General features: G+C 26.7%; 28 protein-coding genes. 27 read left to right on the forward strand and 1 reads right to left on the reverse strand.

What is annotated here, in order from left to right; translation table 11 throughout:
* Positions 1-72 precede the first annotated feature (72 nt).
* The 24 genes from I6H46_RS07830 (at position 73) to I6H46_RS07945 (ending at position 19,831) form a co-directional block, all read left to right on the forward strand.
* Entirely contained in the window at positions 73-615 is a 543-nt protein-coding gene (locus I6H46_RS07830; protein ID WP_019117725.1) for a S1 RNA-binding domain-containing protein, read from the forward strand.
* A gap of 1 nt (position 616) precedes the next feature.
* Positions 617-1,363 carry a peptidylprolyl isomerase gene (locus I6H46_RS07835; RefSeq protein ID WP_019117724.1) on the forward strand — a complete coding sequence of 249 codons (747 nt, stop codon included), beginning with the start codon at positions 617-619 and terminating at the stop codon, positions 1,361-1,363.
* A 12-nt stretch (positions 1,364-1,375) separates the two neighbouring features.
* Positions 1,376-2,776, forward strand: coding sequence for a zinc-binding metallopeptidase family protein (locus tag I6H46_RS07840; protein ID WP_019117723.1), 1,401 nt, complete (start codon positions 1,376-1,378; stop codon positions 2,774-2,776).
* 2 nt (positions 2,777-2,778) lie between these two features.
* Positions 2,779-3,135 (forward strand): DUF1292 domain-containing protein, encoded by a 357-nt coding sequence (locus I6H46_RS07845; protein WP_019117722.1) that lies wholly within the window; start codon positions 2,779-2,781, stop codon positions 3,133-3,135.
* The gene (locus tag I6H46_RS07850) at positions 3,128-4,084 is read left to right on the forward strand and encodes a TIGR01212 family radical SAM protein (RefSeq protein ID WP_019117721.1); all 957 of its coding nucleotides are present in this window, start codon (positions 3,128-3,130) and stop codon (positions 4,082-4,084) included. Before I6H46_RS07845 ends, I6H46_RS07850 begins: the two co-directional genes overlap by 8 nt.
* Positions 4,081-4,509, forward strand: a complete 429-nt coding sequence (locus tag I6H46_RS07855) for a hypothetical protein (RefSeq protein ID WP_019117720.1) — start codon at positions 4,081-4,083, stop codon at positions 4,507-4,509. The genes I6H46_RS07850 and I6H46_RS07855 overlap by 4 nt, the downstream gene beginning before the upstream one ends.
* Positions 4,510-4,545: 36 nt before the next feature.
* Positions 4,546-5,085, forward strand: a complete 540-nt coding sequence (locus tag I6H46_RS07860) for a DUF6648 family protein (protein ID WP_019117719.1) — start codon at positions 4,546-4,548, stop codon at positions 5,083-5,085.
* A complete protein-coding gene (locus tag I6H46_RS07865; RefSeq protein ID WP_019117718.1) occupies positions 5,066-6,046 on the forward strand; it encodes an RluA family pseudouridine synthase in 981 nt (326 codons plus the stop codon). The genes I6H46_RS07860 and I6H46_RS07865 overlap by 20 nt, the downstream gene beginning before the upstream one ends.
* Positions 6,027-7,655 carry a nucleoside kinase gene (locus I6H46_RS07870; protein ID WP_200225776.1) on the forward strand — a complete coding sequence of 543 codons (1,629 nt, stop codon included), beginning with the start codon at positions 6,027-6,029 and terminating at the stop codon, positions 7,653-7,655. The genes I6H46_RS07865 and I6H46_RS07870 overlap by 20 nt, the downstream gene beginning before the upstream one ends.
* Positions 7,648-8,550 carry an ROK family protein gene (locus tag I6H46_RS07875; protein WP_019117716.1) on the forward strand — a complete coding sequence of 301 codons (903 nt, stop codon included), beginning with the start codon at positions 7,648-7,650 and terminating at the stop codon, positions 8,548-8,550. Before I6H46_RS07870 ends, I6H46_RS07875 begins: the two co-directional genes overlap by 8 nt.
* Entirely contained in the window at positions 8,543-9,238 is a 696-nt protein-coding gene (locus tag I6H46_RS07880; protein ID WP_019117715.1) for a response regulator, read from the forward strand. Before I6H46_RS07875 ends, I6H46_RS07880 begins: the two co-directional genes overlap by 8 nt.
* Complete coding sequence (locus I6H46_RS07885; RefSeq protein WP_200225778.1) at positions 9,229-10,668, forward strand: sensor histidine kinase; 1,440 nt, start codon at positions 9,229-9,231, stop codon at positions 10,666-10,668. Before I6H46_RS07880 ends, I6H46_RS07885 begins: the two co-directional genes overlap by 10 nt.
* Positions 10,665-12,140 carry a hypothetical protein gene (locus tag I6H46_RS07890; protein ID WP_019117714.1) on the forward strand — a complete coding sequence of 492 codons (1,476 nt, stop codon included), beginning with the start codon at positions 10,665-10,667 and terminating at the stop codon, positions 12,138-12,140. Before I6H46_RS07885 ends, I6H46_RS07890 begins: the two co-directional genes overlap by 4 nt.
* A gap of 58 nt (positions 12,141-12,198) precedes the next feature.
* Positions 12,199-12,807: an RdgB/HAM1 family non-canonical purine NTP pyrophosphatase gene (gene rdgB / locus I6H46_RS07895; protein WP_019117713.1), complete on the forward strand. Its 609-nt coding sequence runs from the start codon at positions 12,199-12,201 to the stop codon at positions 12,805-12,807.
* 58 nt (positions 12,808-12,865) lie between these two features.
* On the forward strand, positions 12,866-13,267 hold the full coding sequence (locus tag I6H46_RS07900; protein ID WP_234287346.1) for a metallophosphoesterase family protein: 402 nt from the start codon (positions 12,866-12,868) through the stop codon (positions 13,265-13,267).
* 2 nt (positions 13,268-13,269) lie between these two features.
* On the forward strand, positions 13,270-13,617 hold the full coding sequence (locus tag I6H46_RS07905) for a hypothetical protein (protein ID WP_019117711.1): 348 nt from the start codon (positions 13,270-13,272) through the stop codon (positions 13,615-13,617).
* Complete coding sequence (locus tag I6H46_RS07910; RefSeq protein WP_019117710.1) at positions 13,604-14,347, forward strand: HAD family hydrolase; 744 nt, start codon at positions 13,604-13,606, stop codon at positions 14,345-14,347. The genes I6H46_RS07905 and I6H46_RS07910 overlap by 14 nt, the downstream gene beginning before the upstream one ends.
* Positions 14,348-14,502: 155 nt before the next feature.
* Complete coding sequence (locus tag I6H46_RS07915; protein WP_234287347.1) at positions 14,503-15,252, forward strand: hypothetical protein; 750 nt, start codon at positions 14,503-14,505, stop codon at positions 15,250-15,252.
* Positions 15,253-15,303: 51 nt separating this feature from the next.
* Positions 15,304-15,798: a crossover junction endodeoxyribonuclease RuvC gene (gene ruvC, locus I6H46_RS07920; protein WP_019117709.1), complete on the forward strand. Its 495-nt coding sequence runs from the start codon at positions 15,304-15,306 to the stop codon at positions 15,796-15,798.
* Entirely contained in the window at positions 15,798-16,397 is a 600-nt protein-coding gene (gene ruvA / locus I6H46_RS07925) for a Holliday junction branch migration protein RuvA (RefSeq protein ID WP_019117708.1), read from the forward strand. The genes ruvC and ruvA overlap by 1 nt, the downstream gene beginning before the upstream one ends.
* Before the next feature lie 9 nt (positions 16,398-16,406).
* A complete protein-coding gene (gene ruvB / locus I6H46_RS07930) occupies positions 16,407-17,417 on the forward strand; it encodes a Holliday junction branch migration DNA helicase RuvB (RefSeq protein WP_019117707.1) in 1,011 nt (336 codons plus the stop codon).
* Entirely contained in the window at positions 17,417-18,439 is a 1,023-nt protein-coding gene (gene queA, locus I6H46_RS07935; RefSeq protein ID WP_019117706.1) for a tRNA preQ1(34) S-adenosylmethionine ribosyltransferase-isomerase QueA, read from the forward strand. Before ruvB ends, queA begins: the two co-directional genes overlap by 1 nt.
* 8 nt (positions 18,440-18,447) lie before the next feature.
* A complete protein-coding gene (gene tgt, locus I6H46_RS07940) occupies positions 18,448-19,572 on the forward strand; it encodes a tRNA guanosine(34) transglycosylase Tgt (RefSeq protein WP_019117705.1) in 1,125 nt (374 codons plus the stop codon).
* Positions 19,562-19,831, forward strand: coding sequence for a preprotein translocase subunit YajC (locus I6H46_RS07945; protein ID WP_234287348.1), 270 nt, complete (start codon positions 19,562-19,564; stop codon positions 19,829-19,831). The genes tgt and I6H46_RS07945 overlap by 11 nt, the downstream gene beginning before the upstream one ends.
* Before the next feature lie 75 nt (positions 19,832-19,906).
* On the opposite strand, the gene I6H46_RS07950 is transcribed toward I6H46_RS07945, so the two are convergent.
* Positions 19,907-21,289 (reverse strand): alanine/glycine:cation symporter family protein, encoded by a 1,383-nt coding sequence (locus tag I6H46_RS07950; protein WP_019117703.1) that lies wholly within the window; start codon positions 21,287-21,289, stop codon positions 19,907-19,909.
* Positions 21,290-21,461: 172 nt separating this feature from the next.
* On the opposite strand from I6H46_RS07950, the gene recJ reads away from it, so the two are divergent.
* The 3 genes from recJ to dtd are packed head-to-tail and all read left to right on the forward strand — an operon-like array spanning position 21,462 to position 25,827.
* Entirely contained in the window at positions 21,462-23,192 is a 1,731-nt protein-coding gene (gene recJ, locus I6H46_RS07955; protein WP_200225780.1) for a single-stranded-DNA-specific exonuclease RecJ, read from the forward strand.
* Positions 23,193-23,200: 8 nt separating this feature from the next.
* Entirely contained in the window at positions 23,201-25,378 is a 2,178-nt protein-coding gene (locus I6H46_RS07960; protein WP_019117701.1) for a RelA/SpoT family protein, read from the forward strand.
* The gene (dtd, locus tag I6H46_RS07965) at positions 25,378-25,827 is read left to right on the forward strand and encodes a D-aminoacyl-tRNA deacylase (protein WP_019117700.1); all 450 of its coding nucleotides are present in this window, start codon (positions 25,378-25,380) and stop codon (positions 25,825-25,827) included. The genes I6H46_RS07960 and dtd overlap by 1 nt, the downstream gene beginning before the upstream one ends.

Raw genomic sequence — 25,827 nt, forward strand, 5'->3', positions numbered from 1 at the left:
TATAGTTTAAAGTGTATAGATGTCAAAAAAAATGGAGCATATTTTTTATATCAAGATAAAATAAAATTATTAATGCCAGCTAGTGAGAAAACTTATAGGATTATTAAGGATATGACTTATCCAGTTGGACTTATCATAGATGATCAAAATATGCCTATTCTTACAAGCAAAATTAGGGATATGTTATCGTTTGACCATAATTTTAAAGAAAATGATATTGTTGAAGGAAGAATTTATTCTATAAATAAACATATAGGAGCTTTCATTGCGATTAATAATCAATTTGACTCGTTAATTAGAATTAAAGAATTAAATGGAGTTCATATTGAGGGAGAACTTTTAAAATTAAGAGTAAAAGAAGTAAGAGAAGATGGTAAAATTGAATTATCTAATAGAAAAAGATCTTATCTTGAAATAGATGATGATTGTCAAAAAATATTAGATTATTTGGAAGAAAATAATGGTTTCTTAAATTTGGGAGATAAGTCATCTCCTGATAAGATTTATAAAATATTTGGATTTTCAAAATCTGCCTATAAAAGAGCTATAGGTAGACTTTATAAAGATAAATATATTAAGATTTATCCTAAAAAAATACAATTATTGGAGAGGTAAAATGACAGAAAAAAATAAGGATATATTAGCAGAAGTAAATGGTAAAAAAATTAGTCAAAAAGAAGTTGTAAGCTTTATTACACAAATGCAAGGCGGACAACAATTTTTGAATCCACAAGGAATTCATCAAATTACAGACGAATTAGTTAATCAAGAATTGATGTATATAGATGCATTAGAAAATAAACTAGACGAAGATGAAGAATTTACCAAAGAGTTAGAAATAACAAAGGAAAATATGCTCAAAAATTATGCAATGCACAAATTATTTGAAAGCATAGAAGTAAGCGACGAAGAAATTAAAAATTATTATGATAACAATAAAGAAGTGGTAAAAAAACCAAAATCTTACAGAGCAAGTCATATTTTAGTAGACGATGAAGAAAGTGCCAAAAATATTTTAAATGAAATAAATGATGGTTTAAGTTTTGAAGATGCTGCTAATAAATATTCAAAAGATAATGGCTCAAAAAATGGAGATTTGGGAGAATTTCCAAAAGGAACTATGGTTAAAGAATTTGAAGAAGCCCTTGATAAACTAGGAGAGGGAGAAATTTCAAAACCAGTAAAGACACAATTTGGTTATCATATAATAAAATTAGACCATACACATGATGAGTATTTACCAGAATTTGATGAAATAAAAGATAGAATTCACGATACACTTTTGATGATAAAAAGACAAGAAAAATATCTAGAAAAAACAAGAAAAATCAAAGAGAAGGTAGAAGTTAAAAAATATTACTAAGAAGGAAATTTTATGGAAAAGTCGAATTATTCCAATAAGCTAAGGGCAATTGCAAAAGATTTAAGTGAATATATTAAAGTAATTGATGATAAAAAATCACTTATAAAATTCGTTTTGTCAAAAGCTAAGGAAAGAAAATTAGTTATACTTTTAATAAACGATTGTTATTATATAAAAAATGAAAATTCTAAAGCTGTTTTACACCTAAATATTAGTGATAAAATAAACCAATCTTCTTTTATTAAAATTAAGGAAGATGAAGATTTTTCATTTGAAACAAATTTAAATCCAACTGAAATAAGCGGGATTTTATCGATAACAATGCTTTTGGAAGAAGGTATAAATAATTTTGATATTTTATTAACAAATAATTATATAAATGATTATAATAAAGATTTTTCTGTTTTAAGATCCGTTATAAGATCAAAAAATATTATTAATTTAAATTTAAATGAATCTGATTGCATAGCAGAAAGTTTTGCTTCACATACGATTAGTACAGTTGGAATTCCTATAAATAGGAAAGAAATTGAAGAAGAAAGTTTCTTAGAAAATAATTTAATTTATAGAATAAGTCTTAAAAATATAGCTGGCGATAATTTTTCTAATGATTTCAATAATGTTTTCAAAAATACAATAAAAATGTTGATGACTTTTATTAGAAAAATAAAATCAAAAGTTGATTTAGATGTAATTAATATTGAAGGCGGTGGCAAGCACGACAAAACACCATCCTATTGTTTTGTAGACTTAGTTTGTAAAAATGAATTCGAAAATGATTTATTAGATGTATTTTATTTATTTGAAAGCGAATATTTAACTGCAAATTTAAAAATTGAACCAAATTTAAAATTTGAAATAAAGAAGATAGATAAATTAAAATTTTATCCAATGACTCAAGAATCATACAATCACATAGCTTCTTTCGTTGAATTATCATTAAATGGAACATTTTCTGTAGATAGTAATACAAAAACCACAATCTCTTCTTCGGTTTTAACAAAAGTAAGAACTTCAAGTTATAAATTAAATGCTGTTATGATTTTTAGGTCTTTATCAGAAGAAAGTTTAAGCAGAATGTTAGAACAAACTAAGCTTGCTAGTGATATTAATGGGGGAGAATTTACAAATAGGTTATCAATTCCTTCATGGCAAAATAAAGAAAATGATCTGGCTCTTATATTTAAAGATACCTATGATTATTTATATAAGAGCAATTTAGAGATAATAAAAACACAATATTCTTTAGACTGCAACCTGATTTTTTATAAATTTAATGTTAATATGATATCAATTGGGGTAAAATATAAACAAGTGGATATGATAAATTCTGCTTGTGATTTTAAAGATATTTTAAAAACTTTTTCTTTAATTAAGGAAGTTTTGTTTAAACTAAATAAAAATTTGGAGTGAAGATGTCAAAAAAATTAGAAATTCATAATCATGAAATTGAGTTTGAAAAAAATGAAGGAAAAGCAATAATTGAATTGCAATTGGAAGAGAATCCAAGACAATGTTATTTAATTGATATATTTTCTGTAGATGGCGTTGATTATATAGCCTTAGTTGATTCTGAAAACAGCGAACTTATTATTCTCTTGTATGAATTAGAGGATGAAGAAAGCGGAGAAATCAAATTAAATTCTTTAGAAGATGAAGAAAAACTTGATGAAATATATCATTTATTTTCACATTATTGGGATTACGATACAATTGATGAGATTGTAAGTGAATACGAAAGTGATTTAGAAGATAGTGATTTAAATGAATAGGGATTTACCATATTTTCCTATATCAGAATATTACAAATTAGAATATGGACAAAAGGTATATAAACTACCTGTAAAATTATCTTTATCCTGTCCAAACAGAGATGGAGAAAAAAGTACAAAAGGATGTATTTTTTGCTCGGAAAGTGGGGGAAGTTTTGAAAATTTACCTTCATTTTTGACAGTTGATAGGCAATTAGAGATAAATAAAAATTATATAGGTAGTAGATATAAAGCAAAAAAGTTCATAGCCTATTTTCAAAACTTTTCAAATACTTATGTAGAGTTCGAAAAATTTAAAAATATTATTGAAGCTTGCAACAAAGAATATATTGTAGCTATATCAATATCAACTAGAAGTGATTGTATCACATATAAAAAATTAGATTTTTTAAGTGATTTTTCAAAAAAAACAGGGATTGATATAATCATAGAATTGGGTTTACAAACTGCAAATTATAAAACTCTAAATATTCTTAATAGATGTGAAGATTTGGCTGACTTTATAAAAGCTTGCAATATGATAAATGAATATGGATTTAGGATTTGTACTCATGTTATCTTATCACTTCCTTGGGATGATGATGAAGATATAATTGAAACTGCTAGGATTATTAATGTACTTAGAGTAAAAGAGGTTAAAATTCATTCCTTGTTTGTAATAAAAAATACAAAACTTGAAAAAATGTATCAAAACAATGAATTTAAAATGCCCTCAAAAGAAGATTATCAAAAAAATGTTATTTTGTTTTTGAGATATATTAATAAGGATGTAGCAATACAAAGACTTGTAGGAAGAGCACCTAAAGAAGATTCTGTTTTTTGTAATTGGAACTGTTCATGGTGGATGATTAGAGATGAAATTATAGATTATATGAACGAAAATAATATTTTTCAAGGCGATATGACTTGCCAAAAAGAATATAAAAAATTAAAGGGAGAGATGAAATGATTTATTTAGTATTAGGACCATCAGGAAGTGGAAAAACAAAATGGTTAATAGACCAAGCTAATGATGAAAAAGGTAAAGGAAACACAAATATAGTATTTGTTGATAGTGATAATGAACAAATTTATTCACTTGACCATTCTGTAAGACTAATTGATGCCTCAAACTTTTTTATAGATTCTGTAGAATCTTTTAGAGGATTTATAGCTGGAATATTAGCAAGAGATTATGATATTGGAAAAATTTATATTGATGGTATCTACGATATAATTGATATTAATAGTGAAAATATTGAGAAACTTTCAGATGACTTAACTAAACTTTCAAATGAATGTAATGTAGATATTTATCTTGGCCTAGATTGTAAGTCAAGTGATATACCTGAATCTCTTGATGCAGAAATTCACGAAACAAAATTATTAGATTAAATTTAAGCCGTCTCTAAGAGACGGTTTTTTGATATTATGTTAGATGAAGTAAAAAAATTAGAATCTTTCAATAAATGGAGAAAGGAAAGCATTGATTTATTAACTAATCAAAAAATTGGTAAAGATGAATTTTTAGAATTAAATTATAGGTATTTGGTAAAGCTTGATTTAAAACCATTTTCAAATATTTCTTCTGTTTTAGAAGCTGTATATAATTATCAGTATTACAATATAATGGCAAAAAGATCTAATCAAATGGCTCTTACTTTTATTTCTAGAAAAAAGAAAAAATATCAACAAGAAATAAACAATAGGGAAAATTATTATTATTTAAAAGATTTAGCAACAGAAAAATTGCTTGAATTGATAGATTATAAGGATATAGAAGCTTATTTCATAAAATTAAAATCAAAAAGATTAACAGGTGAAATATTTGAGATATATCTAAAAGATTTTGATAAGTTGATACTGCATTCAAAAAATAAAAATCTTCTTCAAAAATTAAAAGAGAGAGAATGTTTTTTGGATGAAGCAAAAATATCTATGATTGATTCCTATGTTAATAAATCATATTAATATGATAGAAGTTAAAATTAATGAAAATGATGCAAATCAAAGATTTGACAGATTTTTAAGAAAATATTTACAAAATGCTCCCTTATCACTTATTCAAAAAAATATTAGAAAGAAAAATTTTAAAATAAATGATAAAAGAGCAAAAAAAGATGATTTCGTCAAAAATGGCGATATTATTACAATGTATATTAAAGATGAAGATTACAAAAAATGGGTTAGAAAAAAAGAATTTAAAGCTAGTGATTTTGACCTTGATATAATATATGAAGATGAAAATATTATTATAATCGACAAAAAATCTGGAGTTTTATCTCATGCTGCCAATAAAAATGATTATGGAAATAATATAGTAGATCAGATGACTTCATATTTATATAAAACAAACAAGGTAAACAGTAGAGATTTAACCTTTAAACCAAGTATAGTAAATAGACTTGATAGAAATACTGCAGGGCTTATTATTGGAGCAAAAAATGCAAAAGCACTTAGAAGTCTTAACAAAGCAATTCGTCAAGGAAAGATAAATAAATATTACCTTACTATAGTTGAAGGAGAAATTCATAAAGATTTTGAAATTGATACTAGAATTTCAAAAAATGAAAATAAAAACATGGTAAAAGAAAAAGAAGATGGAAAAAGGATTATTACAAAATTTCATCCTCTAGAAACAAAAAATAATTTTACTTTACTAGAGTGTAAGCTTATTACTGGAAAAACCCATCAAATTAGATATTCATTAAGCAAAAATTCTACACCAATAATCGGCGATAGAAAATATAGTAAATCAAATATAGATTATAAAAAAATAAATCTTAAAAATCAAGCTCTATTAGCCTACAAATTAGAATTTGATTTTATTGAAGATTTATCATATCTAGATAAAAAAATATTTATTTCAAGACAAGTAGGAAAAATTAATGACCTAAAAGAGGAAGTCTTCTATGGAAATCTTATTAAATGATGAGTTTTTAAAAACAAATAAAAAATTTTTATATGAAATTATAAAAGAAAAATACCCAAATAATTTTAAAGATTATGTTTTAGCAAATGTGAAAGGTAAAATTGTAGATCTTAATTATGAAATTTCTCAAGATGACAAAATAGATTTAATAAAAAAATATACTCACATAGCAAATTTATCCTATGAATCTACCATAGCTTTGATTTGTATGCTTGCAATAGAAAAAATTTATAAAAACAAAAAAGTTAATATAGAATATTCTGTTAATAATTGCTTATACTTATCAGTTGAAAATTTTAAAATCTTACATAAAGATATAGAAAAAATAAAAAAAGAGATGGAAAATCTAATAAAAGAAGATTTTCCAATTGTTAAAAAAACTTACAAAAAATCTGAAGCTCTTAAAATCTTTAAAGAAAATGATGACTTAGATAAGTACAATTTATTAAATAGCTTAGATTTAAATGAAATAAATATATACGACGTAAAAGATAAATTTTATTTTTTTACTAATTATTTATGCCCAAAATCATCTTGGATAGAAGATTTTGATATAATTTATTATCATCCAGGAATTTTAATAAATTATAAAAAATCTGAAAATTCAAAATTATTAGATTTTAAAGAGCAAATTAATATACCAAAAATATATGAAAGATCAAAAAGATGGACAAATCTATTGGGGATTAATTTTGCAAGCGACTTAAATGAATTAGTAATAAATGATAAAATTGAAAGCTTGGTTAATGTTAATGAAACATATTATAATAATCAGTTAAATAAATGTGCCAAAGATATTATTGCAAATAATATGAATATAGTTATGCTTGCAGGTCCTTCCTCATCAGGAAAGACAACTACAGCAAAAAAATTAGCAATTCAACTTGCGGTATTGGGAAAAGATGCTTATGTAATTTCAACTGATGATTATTTTGTAGATAGAAATAAAACGCCCTTAGATGAAAATGGAAATAAGGATTTTGAAAGTATTGATGCCATAGATCTACATAGTTTAAATGAAGATTTATTAGATCTTTTAGAGGGCAAAGAAGTTATTTTACCTTCATTTAATTTTATAAAAGGAATTAGAACCTTATCAAATAAAAAAATAAAAATGAAAGATAATACGATTTTGATAATAGAAGGAATTCATGCTCTAAATCCAAAACTAACTGACTATATACCAGAAAAAAATAAATACAAAATTTACGTTTCAGTTTTAACAGGTATAAATATAGACTCAACAAATAGAATTTCATCAACTGAAACAAGACTTATAAGAAGAATAGTTAGAGATAACAAGTACAGAGGATATGATACTTTAGAAACTTTAAAATCTTGGGATAAGGTAAAATTAGGAGAGCAAAAATATATTTTTCCTTATCAAAACAGGGCAGATTTTTATGTTGATTCATCACTTATATATGAATATAATGCATTAAAAAAATACGCCATAGAATGTTTCAAACAAGTTTCAAAAAATTCTAAATATTATTATATGGTTGATAGGCTTGAAAATATTTTGTCATATTTTGTAGAAATTGAAAATACAAAAATAATTGACGATCACTCAATACTAAGAGAATTTATAGGAGAAGATAATGACTAAAACAATAGGACTTGATATAGGTGGAACAAAAATCCAAGGTGCTGTAATTGATGAAAACGGAGAAATTTTAAAAACTTATAGACTTGAAACTTGTGCTAGAGAAGGAAAAGATAAAGTTTTAGAAAATATTTCAAAAATTATAGAGTTTTTAAAAACTGACGAAATTGAAGCCATTGGCGTTGGAACACCTGGTTTTATAGATTCAGAAAATGGAATAGTTACTTTTGCAGGAAACATAGATGGTTGGACAGGTCTTAATTTAAAAAAAGAACTTGAAAAAATATCAGGACTTCCTGTATTTGTAGAAAATGATGCAAATATAGCTTTGGTTTGTGAAAAATGGCTAGGGGCTGGTAAAGGTTATAATGATATAGTTATGATTACAATTGGAACAGGACTTGGCGGGGCTGTTTATAATGAAAAAATGGGATTATTATCTGGAAGTAATTTTCAAGGAGCAGAGCTTGGACATATAATTTTACATCCTGATGGAGAATATTGTACATGTGGACAAAGTGGTTGTGCAGAAAGTTATTGTTCTGGAACTGCTATTGTAAGACATTATGAAGAATTAACAAGAAATGAATTAAATGGGCAAGAAATATTTAAACTTGCTAATGATGATGATGAAAATGCAAAAAAAGTCATTGAAAGATTTACAAGCGATTTGGCTTGGTTTTTAACAAGCTTGAGAAATATTTTTGATCCTCAATTAATAATTGTTGGTGGTGGAGTAATAAATTCTAAAGATTTTTGGTGGAATGAAGTTTTGGAAAATTTCAAAAAATATTGCCATTTATCTGATAAAATTGAAATCAAATCAGCTAAATTTTTAAATGAAGCTGGTGTTATTGGTGCAGGAAGAATTGCAATGGAAAGGTTAAAAAATGAGTGATAAAATTTTGATTTGCGATGACGAAGAACATATCAGACAATTTATGAAAATAAATCTTGAGTATGCTGGATTTAATATTATTGAAGCTGGTAGTGGAGAAGAAGCATTGAGATTAGCAGATGAAGAAGAACCTTTGGTTTGTATTTTAGATATAATGCTACCAGGAATTAGTGGCTATGAAGTTTGCGATAGCATAAGAAAAAAATATCCAAAAGTTGGAATAATTATGGTGTCAGCAAAAAGTCAAGATATTGATAAAATTTTAGGTCTTGAAAGAGGGTGTGATGATTACATTATAAAACCGTTCAATCCTCAAGAGCTAATTTTAAGAGTTAAATCTTTGATGAGAAGAGTTAAATTTATTGATGTAGAAAAAGAAGAAAAAAATGAAAATGTTCTCGAAGATGGTGTATTCAAATTAGATTTGTATTCTAGAAATTTTTATAAAAATAATATAGAAATTGATGTTACACCAACTGAGTTTACAATATTAAAAAACTTTATTTTAAATAAAGGTAAGGCAATGAGTAGAATGGAAATAATGAAAGATACTTGGGGCGATAATTATAGCACAGATACAAAAATCGTAGATGTAAATATAAGAAGAATTAGAGCAAAAATTGAAGAAAATCCAGCAAGACCCGAGTATATAGAAACAGTTTGGGGAACAGGTTATAGATGGAGATAGAAAAAAAGAAAAAATCATTATTTAAAATAAATTTTAATAGCATAATTTTTAGTATTATGAAAATAATAATGATTTTTGTAACTTTAGTTGTTGTAGGATTTGAAATTTTTTCATATAGGTCAATTACTAATTATTATGAATCTGCACTTGTTGGAGCTATGCTTAATCAAGCAAAATACAATCAGGTTTTATATTCAAATTATTTGTCAAGATATGATCTTTCGGAGATTGTAATTGGAGATAAAAATTCTTTTTATAGAAATAATGTTAGCCAAGTTCAAATCTTAGATAATTCTTCCAATGTTTTATTTGATTCACTTGGCTCTTCAAAAATTGGAACTAAAATAAAATCAACTGATGTCATCAATGCAAATAAAGGGGAATATTCTTACCAAAAAATAATAAATCAAAAAACTGGAGAAGAAGTTATAGCTCTTTCATATCCATTAAGCGATAACCAAAAACAAATTGGCATTATAAGGCTAATTTCTTCTACTGCAAAAGTAAAAGAAAATGTAAATAATCAAATGATTATATTTTTATTTTTTGGCTTTACAATTTTTCTTTTTGCGCTGGTGGTTTCTTTTTATGCATCAAAAAGATGGATTGTCCCAATTAAAAATTTGACAAAGGTTGGAGAAAAATTAGCTCAGGGAGATTTTAAAGTAAAAGCCAGTGAAGATGGAAAAAATGAAATTTCCGAACTAGGGCAAACTCTTAATTATATGAGTGAAAATATAGTTAAAAGAGAAGATATGAAAAATGAATTTATATCTTCTGTTTCACATGAGCTTAGAACTCCACTTACTTCTATTAAAGGTTGGGCAATAACTTTACAAGCAAAAGAAATTCAAAAAAATGAAGATATGCTAAATCAAGGATTAACTATAATTGAAAATGAGGGAGAAAGATTATCACTTATGGTAGAAGATCTTCTTAATTTTTCAAGATTATCTTCCACATCTTTTCAATATGAAAAAGAAGATCTTAATATTGTTGAGATTGCAAAAGAAGTTTATCAACAACTTTATCCTAGAAGTTTAAACGAAAAAATAAATTTTGATTTTAAAACTGCTTATGAAGAAATTATTGTTAATTGTGATAAAAATAGAATGAAAGAAGTCTTTATAAATATCATTGACAATGCCATGAAATTTACTCCAAAAGATGGACATATTGATATTTTTATAAGCAAAGAAGACGAAAATGTAAATATTGAAGTTAAAGATGATGGGGAAGGAATAAAGGAAGATGAAATTTCTTTTGTTTCTAGTAAATTTTTCAAAGGTTCTTCATCAAAAAGCCAAACTGGATTGGGCTTATCTATTTGTGAGGAAATAGTAAAAGCTCATGATGGAAAACTTGTAATAAAAAGTAAATATACAGTTGGGACTTCTGTCATTGTAGTTTTACCGAGGGCTAAAGTATGAAAAAATTTAAAAAATTAATACTATTAATATTTCTTTTTGTTTTAACTGCATGTAGTTTTGGAAGACCTGAAGATGTGACAGAATTAATTGAAGCTCCAAAAGTAGAAGATCCAATTTTAAAAGGAACATGGCAAGTAAGCGAAATAAAAAAGGCATCAGGCACAACTGATTTATCAAATGTAAAAATAAATGACAAATTATATATTGATAAAAATTTAGTAGCTTTAAATGATGATTATGCTTATCCACCAAAATTTTCTACAAAATATGTAAATTTAAAATCCTATTTAGAAAGTAGGTCCTTAGATTTAGATTTATCATCAAAATCATACGTAAAAATCTTATCAGCAAATCAAGGACAATTGTATTCTAGAGATTTTGTTGTTTTGGACAAAGATACTATCTTTTATATTCAAGAAGATTGTGCAGTTATTTTAAAGAAAATAGATAAATCTGTAAAAAGAAATGTTATAAAAAAATATGCAAAGAGAGCGTCAAAAGAAAGAACTACTACAAAAACTGGAGAAAAAGTAGAAGAAGATACAAGTGTATTAATAGGCGTAAGGGAAAGAGTTGATAATAATACATCAAGTCCAAATTATTATTACTATACTTATTGTATTAGACTTGAGCCAAATAAAATGGCGAGAATTGAAAAAGCTGAGCATATATTTTTCCCTTTAAAAGAAGAATTTTGGCGTTTAAAATGTGAAATAAATACTAAAAATAAAAAATACGATAATATTTTAGCTTATCCAATAAAATTAGAAAACAAGATGAATGATAAAAAATATAAGGATAAGTATAAGTTTGAAAACAGTGATATTGATTTAAAAATCAATTATGTAGATGAAGATTATATTTCTTTTGACTACAACTTAGTTTCTGATAAACTTCCAATAAATAAATATGCTATGTTAAAAACTGACCAGTTATCAAATGATTCTTTTCTTACAATTAAAGAGTTTACAGGAGAAAGTAAGAGTAAGGACATATTTAAAAATGTAGTTTATGATCAAATTAGTCAAAATGTAGGCTCTCTTGATGATAATAAAATATCTTACGATTTTACAAATTTTGGTTTTATAAGAAATTTTGGTTTGTGGCAGTTGGAATCTTCTTATCAAATGAAAAAGGATGAAAATTTAGAACAAAAATCATTTCCTATAGATATGGCAATAACAGAAGAGCTTTTAGAGCAAAATAAAAAGGACATAACAGTTGATATGATAAAAAATATTAACAGTCATGCCAAAGATTATTTTGAGCTAGTTAATGGACAATATGTTGCTGTACAAACTCCAGATGAAATTTTATTTTATAATGTAAGAAATGGACTAATAGATCCAAATCCTAAATTTTCAATTCAACTATCAAATTCAACAGATATTATTATGTTTGAACAAGGTTTGGGTTCGTATGCTGAAAAATGGGAGAAATTATTCAGCGATAATAATATAATCATACATTAATAAAACAAAAAATTGACTTGACTTTAAAATATTTGATAAGATTTATTAAGAGGTGAATATGAAGATAGTATTAGCAACATCTAACAAAGATAAGGTTAGAGAAATCAAAGAAATTTTAGGGGAGAATATAAAAATATATACAACTAAAGATTATAATGTAGATAATTTTGAAGTTGAGGAAGATGGAGAAACATTAAAAGAAAATGCTTATAAAAAAGCAAAAACTTTATATGATATTTTAAAAGTACCAACACTTGCTGATGATACAGGTTTATTTGTAAAATCACTAGATTTAAGACCAGGTGTTTATTCTCATAGATATGCTGGAGATAATCCAACATATAAAGACAATAGGGATAAACTATTAGATGAATTAAAAAATTGTGAAAATAGAGATGCTTACTTTAAAACTACAGTTTGCTTTATAGATGATAAAGGAAAAGATTATTATTTTGATGGCCAAATAAATGGAGAAATAAGCAAAAAAGAATATGGCGATAAGGACTTTGGCTATGATCAAATTTTTAAAATTAAAGAATTGGATAAAACATTTGGTCAAATGACTGATGAAGAAAAAAATTTATACAGTCATAGGTCCTTGGCTTTAGAAAAATTCAAAAAATTTTTGTTGAAAGAAGAATTTAATGAGGATATTGGTAACAAGTGATACTCATGGAGATTATCATTCTATAGTGAATTTTATATAAAAAAATCATGTAGATTTTATGATACACGCTGGAGATTATACCAGTGATGCTTATAATATTTCAAAAATCACTGGTATAAATTATATAACAGTTAAGGGGAATAATGATTATGGAGATTATAAAAATCCATTTGAACAAATAATACCTCTAGGAGATAATAATATCTTGTTAGTTCATGGCCACAAAGAAGGGGTTTACTTTTCTAAAGAAAAGCTTATTCAAAAAGCCCTATATTATGATTGTAATATTGTAATTTTTGGTCACACTCACACTTATTTTTTTGAATATTTAAAAGATTTTAACTTATATTTACTAAATCCAGGTTCTCCGACTCTTCCAAGAGATAATAAGGCTGGATTTGTAATTTTAGAATATGATAAAAAAATAAAATTTGATAGAATAGATTTAAAAAAGGAATAAATATGGCAGGTTTAATAACTTTAGTAGCAAATAATATATCAAAGCTTATTGTTTTGCCAATCTTATCATTAGTGATAATAGGGTTGACATATTTTATAAGCAAAAATAATGACGATAAAATTGTAAAATTTTACCCATCTTTTATAATAGGAATTGTTGGATTGGCTATTGGAATTATAGCTTTTGTAAATTTAACAACAGCAATAGGACTTAATTTGGCATGGATAGGAGTGATTTTACTATCAAATGCCTTTATAGGAATATTTGCTGCAATTATAATCGATTTGGTTAATGGTGTAAAAGATGATAGCAATCAGCAAAAAAAGGTGAAAAAAAATGCAAAAAAATAAGGCAGCATTTTTTGATATAGATGGAACCTTATTTAGAAATTCATTATTAATAGAACATTATTTTTTGATGACAAAAGATGGAATTTTAGATAAGGAAAATTGGGAAGAAAATGTGAAACCCTTATATCAAAAATATCAAGATAGAAAAGGTCCTTATGAAGATTACCTTGATAAAGCATCATTGCTTTATCAACAAAATTTAAAAGGCATCGATAAGCTTACTATTAATATATACGCAAAAAAAGTTATCGAAAATAATCAAAGTAAAATTTATAGAGTGACAAAAAATGCCTTAGAATATCACAAAAAAATGGGATATAAAATATTTGTGATTTCAGGCTCTCCAGATTTTTTGGTTAGAGATTTTGCAAAAATTTATGGAGCTGACCATACTATTGCAACAAAATATATTTTTGATGATAAAGATAAATTTACAGGCAAAATATTGCCAATGTGGGATAGCAAAAATAAGAAAAAATCAATTGATTTTTTGACAGAAAAATATGATATAGACTTAGAAAATTCACATGCTTATGGAGATACTAATGGGGATTTTTCTATGTTTGAAAAAGTTGGAAATGCTCATGCTATAAATCCAAGCTATGAACTTATAGAAAGATTATATAATAATAAAAAATTAAGAGAAAAAACGAAAATTCATGTTGAAAGAAAAGATGTAAACTATACTTTTTTGTTAAGTGATTTGAATGTAGATTTTCATCAATTTTAATAAATTTTTCAATGAATAAAATTAAATTGAATTTTTTTAAATAGCTAATTTACAATTAATTTATACAATATTTAGGAAATATTGCATAAATTATTCATTTGTTTTAGCTATTTTTATTTTTCTGTAAATAAACTTAAATAAATTTATTTGATTTTATGTTAAAATTTATTTACAGACTAAGAAGAGGGATAAGAAATATGACATCAAGTGCGGAAAAAAAACCAATAATTGAAAAACTTGAATATGATTATTTAATTAATGAAGATATATCTTCATTAAATACATTGATGTCATTATATGATAATAAAAATTTTAGAAATTATAAAAAAAATAAATTTTTCATAAAACCATATATATTAAAAAATTTGAAAAAGAATTTTTGGTATCTGTCTGATATAGATCAAATCATTATTAGCTTAGATAAAACAATAGGAAATGATTTGGACAGGTTTGAATTTTTATTGACTTTAAAAAGTGAATATGAAGCTTTTAAAGATAAAAAATTAATTGATGATTTAGAGTATCTTGCTATTAACTATTATGGGGATGTTTTTTTATTTGAAGAAAATGAAATTTTTACAGAAGATAATCCTTATGTTAATCAAGAGAAAAATAATTATATAAAAAAGATTTATGACAATAAAGATTTGGTTTCAAGTATTAGAAAAAGTGTAAAAATATATGCTGATACGTATTTAAAGTTAAAAGTTTTAAATCTTGATGTGAACACTAATAAGCAATTAGCTTTTGATATTGATATGATTTATACCGAAGATATTACATTAAAGCAGGCTCAAGAAATTAATGATAAATTAGTAAGCCTACTTTACAATATAGCTATTGATGTCTATGCTAATTATTATTGGAAGGGACTTTGTATAGAAGTTGTTAATAGGTATCATTAAAACAAAAGGGCAATTAGCCCTTTTTTAATTGTAAGTTTAAGAAAGGTTAGTATGATTATTTTAGGGATTGATCCAGGAATTGCTATTATGGGTTATGGAGTTTTAGAAGTTAATGGAAATAGGTATAAGGTTTTGGAAAATGGTGTCGTTACAACTTCTTCAAAAACTAAAACTCCTGAAAGGCTCAAAATTTTATATGATAATTTAAATGATATAATTAAACAGTATAAGCCAGATGAATTTGCCATAGAGGAATTATTTTTTAATCAAAATGTTAAAACGGCTATTACTGTAGGACATGCAAGGGGAGTGCAAGTTTTGTGTGCGCAAGTAAATAATCTTCCGATTTACGAATATACTCCTTTACAAATAAAACAAGCTATTACTGGATTTGGTAGGGCGAATAAAAAACAAATGCAACAAACAGTTACAACTTTACTAAATTTAAGTGAAATTCCAAAACCTGATGATGCTGCTGATGCTTTGGCAGTATCTTTAACTCACGCTTTTAGTCAAAGATTTAAAGAACAATTTAGGATGAATTAATGATTAGTTATATAATTGGAGAAATAAAATATATAGGAGAAGATAATTTTGTAATTGAAAATAACAATATAGGTTACTTTATTAATTCTTCTTTTAATACTATAAAAACTCTTGAAATAAATAATGAATTTAAAATTTTTACAAAAATGAATGTAAGAGAAGATGATATATCTTTATTTGGTTTTTCATCAAAAGATGAATTAGAAGTTTTTGAGCTTTTGACAAGTGTATCTACAATAGGACCTAAAAACGCTATAGCAATTTTGTCAACTTTAAATGTAGATAAGATTAAACTTGCTATAGTAAATAATGATATTGATACTTTAACCAAGGCTAAGGGGATTGGTAAAAAAACTGCATCAAGAATTATTCTTGAGCTTGTTGATAAGGTTAAGAAAATGGCTATTAATGATGATATTTCAATTTCTAACCCGGATATTGATGATATTACTTCTAATGGAGAAATTGAAGTTGCAAGAGAGGCTTTACTTAATCTTGGCTATCAAAGAAATAGCATAGATAAAGTTCTTGCTAGCCTAAAAGATAGTGATCTTAGTCTTGAAGAAATTATTAAAGAGTCTTTGAAGCGAATGATTTAAGGTGATTATATGTATGATCAAAACGAAAGAATAGTTGGCTCTAATGAGCAAATAAATGATAAATATAAGGAAATGACTATAAGGCCAAAGTGGCTAAAAGATTATATAGGTCAAGATAAGGCTAAAGAAAAATTGAAAATTTTTATTGAATCATCAAAAAAAAGAGAAGAAGCTCTTGACCATGTTTTATTGCAAGGTCCTCCAGGACTTGGTAAGACAACTCTTTCAAATATAATTGCCAATGAATTGGGAGTTAATATTAGAATTACAAGTGGACCTGCTATAGAAAGACCATCCGACCTTGCAAGTATTCTTACAAATCTTGACAAGGGAGATGTCTTATTTATTGATGAAATTCATAGGATAAATAGATCAGTTGAAGAAATTTTATATCCTGCTATGGAAGATTTTGCCCTTGATATTATTGTAGGAAAAGGACCAAATGCTCAGTCTATTAGAATAGATTTGGAAAAATTTACTTTGGTTGGTGCTACAACAAGAGCTGGAATGCTTTCTGCACCATTAAGGGATAGGTTTGGCGTTTTATTATCCTTAAACCTATATGATACAAAAGATTTAACAAAAATTGTAAAAAGGTCTGCTGATATTTTAGAAATTCCAATAGAGGATAAGGGAGCTTTTGAAATAGCTAGAAGAAGTAGAGGAACGCCAAGAATTGCAAATAGACTTTTAAGAAGAGTAAGAGATTATGCAATAGTAAAAAAAGATGAAATTATAGATTATGAAACATCTTGTGAGGGCTTAGAATTATTAGAAGTTGATCCTATGGGACTTGATAATATGGATAAAAAAATAGTTCTAACTATGTATGAAAATTTTTCAGGAGGTCCTGTTGGAATTGATACTATTGCTGCATCAACAGGAATTGAAAATATTACAATAGAAGATGTTTATGAGCCATATTTATTACAAATTGGGTTTTTAACAAGAACTCCAAGAGGAAGAATTTTGACAAGAAAAGCTTATGAACATTACGGATTAAAATATGAGGATAAATAATGAGAACAGAAGATTTTGATTACAATTTACCAGAAGAATTAATTGCTCAACATCCAGCAGATAAGAGAGATTTTTCTAGATTAATGGTTGTTGATAGAAAAACTGGTAAAAGAGAAGATAAACATTTTTATGATATTATTGATTATTTAAATGAAGGCGACCTTCTTGTAATGAATGATACAAGAGTTATTCCTGCAAGACTTTTTGGTCATAGAGAAGGAAAAGAAGAAAAAATAGAAGTATTTTTGCTTGAAAATGTTGAAGATGATAAGTGGGAAGTACTTGTAAAGCCAGGGAAAAAAATGAAAATCGGAACAAAATGTATTTTTTCTGATGAATTAAGTCTTGAAGTTATTGATATTAAAGAAGATGGAAATAGGATTGTTGAATTTTTCTATGATGGAATTTTTCAAGAAATTTTAGATAGACTTGGAAATATGCCTTTGCCACCTTATATAAAAGAAAAACTAAAAGATAAAGAAAGATACCAAACAGTTTATTCCAAAAATCCTGGTTCAGTTGCTGCACCAACAGCCGGTCTTCATTTTACAAAAGAATTACTTAAAAAAATTGAAGAAAAAGGTGTTAAATTAGCATATATAACTTTAAATGTAGGGCTTGGAACATTTAGACCTGTAAAAGTTGATGATGTAAAAAATCATAAAATGCATTCTGAATTTTATCAAATAAGCAAAGAAACTGCAGATTTAATAAATGAAACAAAGAAAAATAATAAGAGAATTATTTCAACAGGAACTACAACTACAAGAACACTTGAATCAGTTTACAAAAAAAATGGACAAATAAAAGAAGATTCAGGTTGGACTGATATATTTATTTATCCTGGATTTGAATTTAATGTTATAGATTGTCAAATAACAAATTTTCATTTGCCAAAATCTACTCTAATAATGCTTGTGTCAGCTTTAGCTAGCAAAGAAATAATTTTAGATGCTTATAAGGATGCTGTTGATAAAAAATATAGGTTCTTTAGCTTTGGCGATGCAATGTTTTTGAAATAGGAGAGAAAATGCCGATAAAATATGAATTAATAAAAAAAGATAAATATTCCAATGCAAGATGTGGAATAATTCACACAGACCATGGAGATATACCAACACCGATTTTTATGCCAGTTGGAACAAAGGCTACTGTAAAAACTATGAGTGTTGAAGAATTAAAAGAAATTGATGCAAAAATAATTTTGGGAAACACCTATCATTTGTATTTAAGACCAGGCATGGATATTATGAAAAAAGCTGGCGGTCTTCATAAATTTATGAATTGGAATGGACCAATTCTAACAGATAGTGGTGGATTTCAAGTTTTTTCTTTGTCAGATACAAGAGATATTTCTGAAAAAGGTGTAGTTTTTAGATCCCACATTGACGGTTCAAAACATTTATTTACACCAGAAAAGTCAATTGAAATTCAAAATGATATTCATTCAGATATAATGATGAGCTTTGATGAATGTATTCCTTATCCTGCAGATTATAAATATGTAGAAGAATCTATAGAAAGAACAATTAGGTGGGCAAAAAGAGGACTTGATTATCACAAAAAAAATTCCCACAAAGATCAATCCTTATTTGGAATTATTCAAGGTGGAATGTTTGAAGATTTAAGAAAAAGATCAGTTGAAGAAACTTGTGCAATGGATTTTGATGGATATTCATTGGGAGGTTTATCTGTTGGAGAGCCAAAAGAGGAAATGATAAGACTTTTAAAATATACAACTCCACTTTTACCAGAAGATAAACCAAGATATAATATGGGTGTAGGAAGTCCTGATTATTTATTTGAATCTTTTGAAGCAGGAATTGATATGGCTGATTGTGTTTTGCCTACAAGAATTGCAAGAAATGGAACAGCTATAACATCAGAGGGAAGACTTGTTGTAAGAAATGCAAAATACAAGGAAGATTTCACGCCACTTGATCATGATTGTGATTGTTATACTTGTAGAAATTATTCACGAGCTTACCTAAGACACCTTGTAAATGTAAATGAAATTTTGGGAGCAAGGCTTTTAACTTATCATAATTTATATTTCTTACTTAAATTATGTGAAAATATAAGAAAAGCTATAATGGAAGATAGATTTTTGGAATTTAAAAAAGAATTTTATAAAAAGTATGGATATGAATCTTAAATTAGAATATATTATTTTAATAATTTTAGCTTTGATGTTTTATTTTTATTCCTTAAAGGACGATATAAATAGGAAAAAGAATAAAAAATTTATAAAAGAAAATCTTAAAATCGGTTCAAAAATTATAACTGAAAGTAAAATTATTGGAGAAGTAGTAGAATTTAATAAGACAGATTGCCTTATTGTTAGCGGAAAAGATGACAAATTTTCATATATTTTAGTAAATATTGAAAGTATCGAAAATATTATAGAAATTTAAAATAAAAAAGCTTAGCTTGGACTTTAATTAATTTGGTCTAAGCTAGGCTTTTTTATTGGGGATTATATAAATATTTTATTTTATTTCTATACATGATTTATATTCTTCTGGACTTTTTCTGATTTTTTCTGGATTTTTAAAGAAATCATTACTTAGTTTCACTACAACAGGACTAAGAGTGACAACTGCAAAAAGATTTGGCAAAGCCATAAAACCATTTAAAATATTTGCCACAATCCAAGCTACTCCAAGATCAATATTTGCTCCAACAAAAACGAAAATAACATACAAAATTCTATAATGAATTATAATTTTATCTCCAAATAAATATGTAAGAGCAGTTTCTCCATAATATGCCCATCCAAGAATTGTTGATAAGGCAAAAAGACTTAAGCCAACGCATACTATAATATTTCCAAAACTTGAGCCTGTTGCAAAAGCACGTGCAACAAGGCTTGCTGCATTGTTTGTATCAGTAATATCTACATTTGTAGAAAGAATTACTAAAGCTGTCATGGTACAGATTATAATTGTATCTACAAAAACTTCGCTAATTCCCCAAAGACCTTGACGTACAGGATGATCAGTTGTTGCACACGCATGAGCCATAGGAGATGAACCTAAACCAGCTTCGTTTGTAAAAACTCCTCTAGCAACACCAGCAGATATAACTGCTTTAACAGAAAGACCAGCAAAAGAACCGCCAAGACTTTTTGGACTAAAGGCTCCTAGAAAAATTGATTTAAAAGCTGGCAAAATATTTGCTTTGTTTAAAAATAAAATCCATAAACAACCAAGAATGTAAAGAAGGGACATTAATGGAACCAACTTTTCAGTAACTTTTGTAATTGAATTTATTCCTCCAACTATTACAACACCCGCTATAATCGATAAAATTATTCCACTAATTATTGTATTTACTCCAAAAGTATCTTTAAGTACACCTGAAATTGCATTTGATTGGGTAGAATCTCCAATTCCAAAAACGGCAATTCCTGCAAAAATTGCAAAAGTTTTTGCAAGTTTTTTATTATTTAGACCCTTTTCAATATAATACATTGGTCCGCCAACATATTTTCCATTTTTCTTTTCCCTATAAGTAACTGCTAAGGTTACTTCAGAAAATTTTGTAGCCATTCCTAATAAGGCTGCAATCCACATCCAAAATATTGCACCAGGTCCTCCCAGAATAATTGCAAGAGAAACACCAACAATATTTCCAGTACCAACTGTAGCTGCAAGAGCCGTTGCTAATGCACCAAAAGGACTTATATCTCCCTTGGCATGATGGCTATTTTTTTCAAAAATTTTTCCCAAAGTATTTTTTAAAGCGTATCCTAATTTTCTAAATTGAATTGCTTGAGTTTTTATGCTTATGTATATTCCTGTTCCAGCAATTGCCAAAATCAAAGGCAAACCCCATAGCAAATCATTAAAACTTTTTAATATATCTACCATATAATTCTCCATTAAATTTTATTTTATTATTTTATCATCATTTAAAATAAATGCAAAATAATTTATAATTTATCAAAATTTTTAACTTTGTATTTTATAATTAACATTGCTTGTACCCATATCTTTATATTGATTCTAAAAATGGTATAATTTATTCATAAGAGAGGAAATTATGACCAAGTGGTATATATATAATAAAAAAAATAATTATTTATCAAATTTAAAAAATAAAAATATTACCAAATTAGAAGCATTGATACTTGCAAATAGAGATATAGTTGATCCGAAAGTTGTTGATAGTTTTATTAATCCTACTTTAGAAAAGCTTCATGATCCTTTTTTATTAAAAGATATGGAAAAAGCTATTGATTTGATTATTGAAACTATGGAAAACGGAGAATCTATTAGGATTTTTGGAGATTATGATCAAGATGGTATAAGCTCAACTATGACACTTTTGGATGGCTTATTATATTTTTATGATGATATAAGCTATGATATTCCAGATAGGGTTATTGATGGCTATGGGATTAGCGATAGAATGATTGATAGGGCGATTGAAGCAAATGTAAGTCTTATTATCACTTGCGATAATGGAATTAGTGCTATTGATCAGGTTAAAAGATTAAAAGAAAATGGGATTAAAGTTATAATAACCGACCACCATCAAGTTTCAAAAAAAGAAGATGGGGAATGGGTTGAGCAAATTTTACCTCAAGCTGATTGCGTTATAAATCCAAAAAGACTTGACAATACTTATCCATTTGATGATTTGTGCGGAGCAGGAGTTGCTTTTAAATTAATACAAGCTTTGTACCAAAGACTTGATGGAGATATGGAATACTTATATGGTTTATTGGAATATGTAGCTATGGGAACTGTTTGTGATGTTGTTTCACTTACTGATGAAAATAGAATTTTTGTAAGAGAAGGTCTAAAAAGAATTAATAATACTGAAAAACTAGCTATAAAAGCCTTGGTTGAAGAAAATTCTTGGAATAGAGAAGTTAGTGCTTATACGCTAGGATTTATTATTGGACCATGTATGAATGCTACTGGTAGACTTTCTACTGCAAAACTTGCTATTGATATGCTAATGGAAGATGATATAGAAAAAATTCGTACTTATGCAAAAAAACTTGTTAGCTTAAATACTGAAAGAAAAGAATTGACTAATATAGGTCTTGAAAAAACTTTAGAAATTATAAAAGATAAAAAATATTATAATGATGATATTATTATTGTAGATGTTGAAAATATTGAAGAAAGTATTTGTGGTATTATAGCAGGAAGAATAAAAGAAAAGTTTAATAAACCTACTATAATTATGACTCAGTCAAGTCAAAATGGGATTTTAAAAGGCTCTGGAAGAAGCATAGAAGCTTATAATATTTACAAGGAAGTTTTTGAAATAAAAGACCTACTTGAATCATTCGGTGGACATCCTATGGCTTGCGGACTTTCTATAAAAAGTGAAAAAGTTGATGATTTTAGGCAAAAATTAAATGATAAATCAAAATTAAAAAAAGATGATTTTGTAAATATTATAAATATTGATGCTCAAATACCTATAGACAAACTTTCACTCGAATTTGCCGAAAGTTTACAAAGGCTAGAACCTTTTGGAAAAGACAATCCAAAAGCAAAATTTGCCGACAAAAACCTATTTATAAAAAATATAAATATGATTGGAAAAAACAATAATACCATGAAAATGATCTTAAATAAAAATGGTCGTGATATAGAAGCTATAAAGTTTAACGCACAAAAAGATTATAAATATTTAAGTGATAAATTTAAGGCAAATATAATAGGAAATAGAATTGACGCTGTATTTTATCCAGATATAAATGAATTTAATGGTAGAAGAAATTTACAAGTGAAATTAATAGATATAAGGTAGGTGATATTATGGCAAAAGATTTTCAAAAAGAATTTTTAAATTTCAAAAAAATTATTTTAAAAAATAATGAACAAGCAGATATTAATTTAATAAAAAAGGCTTATGATTTTGCTGAATATCATCACAGAGGTCAAAAAAGAAATTCTGGAGAAGATTATTTTATTCACCCAATAGCTGTTGCAACAACTATATCTAATATGCAGTTAGATGACCAAACAATTTGCGCTGGATTGATGCACGATGTTTTGGAAGATACGCCTGTAACAGAAGAACAAATGAAAGAAATTTTTGGGGAAGAAATAACTTTTTTAGTAGATGGAGTTACAAAGCTTAAAAAATTAAATTACAAAACAAAAGAAGAAAAACAAGCCGAAAACATTAGAAAAATGGTTTTGGCTATGAGCAATGACATTAGGGTTATTTTGATAAAGCTTGCTGACCGTTTGCATAATATGAGAACTTTGGAATATAAGACTGAAAAAAAACAAAAGCAAACAGCTAGTGAAACTTTAGAAATTTATGTTCCACTAGCACATAGGCTTGGAATATATACTATGAAGTGGGAGCTTGAGGACTTATGTTTTAGGTATCAAAAACCTGAAGAATATTATGAGCTTGCTCAAATGGTTCATAATAAAAGAAGAGAAAGAGAAGCCTACATAAATCAAATAATTGAAACTTTGGATAAGGCTCTTTCATCCTCAAATATAAATTATGAAATTTCTGGAAGACCAAAAGGTTTATTTTCAATTTATAAAAAAATGAGTAGAAATAAAATTGAATTTAACGAAATTTATGATTTGACAGCTGTTAGAGTTTTAGTTGATACGGTTGCAGATTGCTATGAAGTTTTGGGAAAAGTTCATTCAATCTGGAGACCAATTCCAAATAGAATTAAAGATTATATTGGACAACCAAAGCCGAATGGTTATAGGTCTTTGCATACAACAGTATTTGGAGAAGATTCTAAGCCATTTGAAGTTCAAATAAGAACAAGGCAAATGCATTATGAATGTGAATATGGAATTGCAGCTCACTGGAAATACAAAGAAAATAAAAGTAAATCAACAGAATTTGATGAAAAACTCACTTTTATTAGACAAATTATGGAATGGCAAAAAGAAGGTGGCAAGGATGTAGATAGTAAGGAATTTTTGGACACCTTAAAAGGAGATTTTTTCTCAAAAGAAATATATATATATTCTCCAAAAGGAGAAATTTATTCTTTGCCAGTAAATTCTTGTGCAATTGATTTTGCTTATAGAGTTCACACAGAAGTTGGAAATAAATGTGTGGGAGCTAAAGTAAATGGAAAAATTGTTCCATTTTCCCACAAGCTAAATACAGGAGATGTAGTTGAAATTCTTACAAGTAAGAATTCTCAAGGTCCATCAAGAGATTGGTTAAATATGGTCCAATCAAACCAAGCCAAAAGCAAAATCAAACAATTTTTCAAAAGATATAGAAAAGAAGAAAATATTGAAATAGGAAAAGATTCCTTATACAGGGAGCTTAGAAAATCAAACGAGATTTACAAAAAAGATATAAAAGATGATTGGCTAATAGAAATTGCAAACGACTTAGGTTATCCAACAAAAGATGAAATGTTTGCATCGATTGGATTTGGCAAAACAAATACAGACCAAATAATTCAAAAATTGATAAAAAAACACAAAGATGAATTGCCTAAAAAAATTGAAGATTTAGATATAAATAAGGAAAAACCAAAAAAATCTTTTTCTAATGAAGTAAGGGTAAGCGATCTTGATGACCAAGTGGATGTAAAATTTGCAAAATGTTGTAATCCAGTACCAGGAGATCAAATTGTTGGATATATTACAAAAGGAAATGGCATAAGCGTTCATGTAAGGACTTGCCCAAATATAACAAGCTTAAAATCTCCAGAAAGATTAATTGATGTATATTGGCAAAATAATTCTGATGATATGTTCCCTGTAAGAATACAAATTACAACAAAAGATAAAACTGGAATTATTTTTGAAATAACTAAATTAATTTCAACAGAAAATGTAAGTATTGAGGCGATGAATGTAAGAAGCAATGAAAATCATGAGGGAATTATTGATCTTACAGTTTCAGTTCCAAATACAGAAAAACTTAATGAATTAATTATGAAATTGAAAACAATAAAAATGATTGAAAGTATATATAGGGTGAAAAGTTAATGAGAGCAATTGTACAAAAAGTAAAAAAAGCAAGTGTAAAAGTTTCTGATGAGTTGATTTCAGAAATAGGAGAAGGATTATTGGTTTTTGTAGCAGTAACAGATTCTGATACAAAAAAAGATATTGATTATATAAAAAAGAAAATTGAAAAATTAAGAATTTTTGAAGATGACCAAGGAAAAATGAATTTGTCTGTAGAAGATGAGGGGGGCGAATTATTAATTGTAAGCCAATTTACCTTATATGGCGATGCAAGAAAAGGAAATAGACCTTCATTTATAAATTCATCAAGTGCAGATAAGGCAGAAGAATATTATGAAATATTGATTAAAGAGTTAAAAGATGATGGATTTAATGTAAAAACCGGAAAATTTCAAACACATATGGAAGTTTCATTAATAAATGATGGACCTGTTACTATACAGCTTGATAGTGAAAGGTTGTATTAA

Origin of the sequence: Anaerococcus obesiensis, assembly GCF_016599815.1 — a bacterium.
Taxonomy (GTDB): Bacteria; Bacillota; Clostridia; order Tissierellales; family Peptoniphilaceae; genus Anaerococcus; species Anaerococcus vaginalis.